We start from the raw sequence: 1,593 nt of genomic DNA, 5'->3' as shown, positions 1-1,593 counted from the left end.
GAGTTTTTAAAGACTTACCTGGCTGGCATGAGGTAGCTACAAAAGCACTCTTTTTCTGACGAAATACAACATTTACACCCCTTACTCTGAGCCAGTCCGCGAGTTGAGCACTATGAAACTCACGGTCTCCTATCACTACAACCGGATAAGGTTTTAAAAGAGCCAACACCGGCCCTAATACCCGTTTCTGTTCCCGGAAAGAGCTACTGCCTAACTTTGGGAGTAGCTCCCAATATATTGGTAAAGCATGATGTCCCCAAATTATCGTGACCATCAGGAGATTTCGGTCTCTCCATTGAGTGCGGTCGAGAGCAACCGCTACATAGTTTTTGGTTTTCAATCTGAATTTTGAGCGCTTTCTCCGTTGCTCTCTATTTAAATGTTTTTCTCTAAATTCAGATTTGAGAGCGGCCTTGATTATTGGGAACCACAGCAACTTAGCCGAAAGTTGGGGGAGTTTCAGAAATCGTTGGATATTTCGGAGGCGACTACTGTATTGAATGGGTTGTGGAAAAACGTTGGCGAGGGTTGATAATCTGACTTGCCGATAACTTTGAAGCATCAACACTAAGAGTTCTAACGTCTGTGCTTGACTCTCGCTCAAATTGATTCGTAATAGTTTTTGGTATAATGTCCTTAGCATTTTTTGTCAGGGTGGCTCCCAAGGCCACCCGCTTTTTGACGATATCTCCATTATCTCAAACAATTGCCCTGTCTGGGTTTGACCTCCGTTGTCACCCTCTCAGCATCAGAACTGTAACCTCCAGGACAGGGATTTTCTCGAAATTGGCGACCACATTCACGGCACAGGTAACTCTGTTTTCCCTGACGATGACCATTTTTGACTACTTTATGGCTTTGGCAATAAGGACAATCCATCTTGATTTATTTGAGAATATCATTTTCTATTATGCAACACCCGTGTGACGGTTAGTGTTGCCACCATCGTTGGCGGCGAGACCAACGGTGAGAAGGACAATGGCGCGACCACTGCCAGACGGTGTCGCGGACCAGTGAGCGGTGCTGGAATCCCAGCCCTGCGGCGTACCGTTTGCATTGTGGTTCTGAGCTGTGCCATTGAAAGCATCCCATATAGCCAGCAGGTCGGTGTAGTGCGGATTTTCACTGGTATCGCCGAGCAAACGGTTGCTGGCGTTGCCTATGGGCGTGCTTTGAGCGAAATACGAGCCAAGACCCCCCAGCATCTTCCTCCGCCGTGGTGACGCCGGGGATGTACACCTGATTATTAGCATCTGCAAACTGAAAATGGTTGTCAACGATTGGGATGCCGACGGTCGGCAATCGCAAGTCAACGCCGTTGAGGGTAAAGCTGCGGCTGTTGACATCCTCGGTCACGTTCGATGGCGCGCCCTTGCCCATAAAGGCCGCAAGGCCGGTGTCGCCAGAGAAAGTGACCGTGTCACCAGTCTCGTGGCTGCCATTGGCGTTGCGGTCCCACACGTAAAAAACCTGCCCGCCGTTGACGATGACCGGGCGAATAAGCTGCCCGGCTGCTTCGCAATTCCAATTATATCACAAGACAGGAAAGTTAGGACGTATAATGGAGAGGACGAGATGACTAAGAAGACCCAA

At 49.0% G+C, this 1,593-nt stretch carries 2 protein-coding genes and 2 pseudogenes; 1 reads left to right on the top strand and 3 read right to left on the bottom strand.

The genetic code is table 11. The features are described 5' to 3' along the window. The 3 genes and pseudogenes from P5683_RS24685 to P5683_RS24675 form a co-directional block, all read right to left on the bottom strand. Positions 1 to 643 (bottom strand): annotated as a pseudogene (locus P5683_RS24685) (IS4-like element ISAtsp5 family transposase); the annotation flags it as partial. A gap of 80 nt (positions 644 to 723) precedes the next feature. Then, a pseudogene (locus P5683_RS24680) lies at positions 724 to 879 on the bottom strand (IS1 family transposase); the annotation flags it as partial. A gap of 29 nt (positions 880 to 908) precedes the next feature. Beyond that, positions 909 to 1,205 (bottom strand): hypothetical protein, encoded by a 297-nt coding sequence (locus P5683_RS24675; protein ID WP_006668383.1) that lies wholly within the window; start codon positions 1,203 to 1,205, stop codon positions 909 to 911. A 61-nt stretch (positions 1,206 to 1,266) separates the two neighbouring features. Here P5683_RS24675 and P5683_RS24670 point away from each other — a divergent pair. Next, the coding region (locus P5683_RS24670; RefSeq protein WP_315647033.1) for a hypothetical protein at positions 1,267 to 1,593 on the top strand (327 nt) is incomplete at its 3' end.

Source organism: Limnospira sp. PMC 1279.21 (assembly GCF_032349615.1).
Taxonomy (GTDB): Bacteria; Cyanobacteriota; Cyanobacteriia; order Cyanobacteriales; family Microcoleaceae; genus Limnospira; species Limnospira fusiformis.
This window is presented reverse-complemented; position numbering and strand designations above follow the sequence as displayed.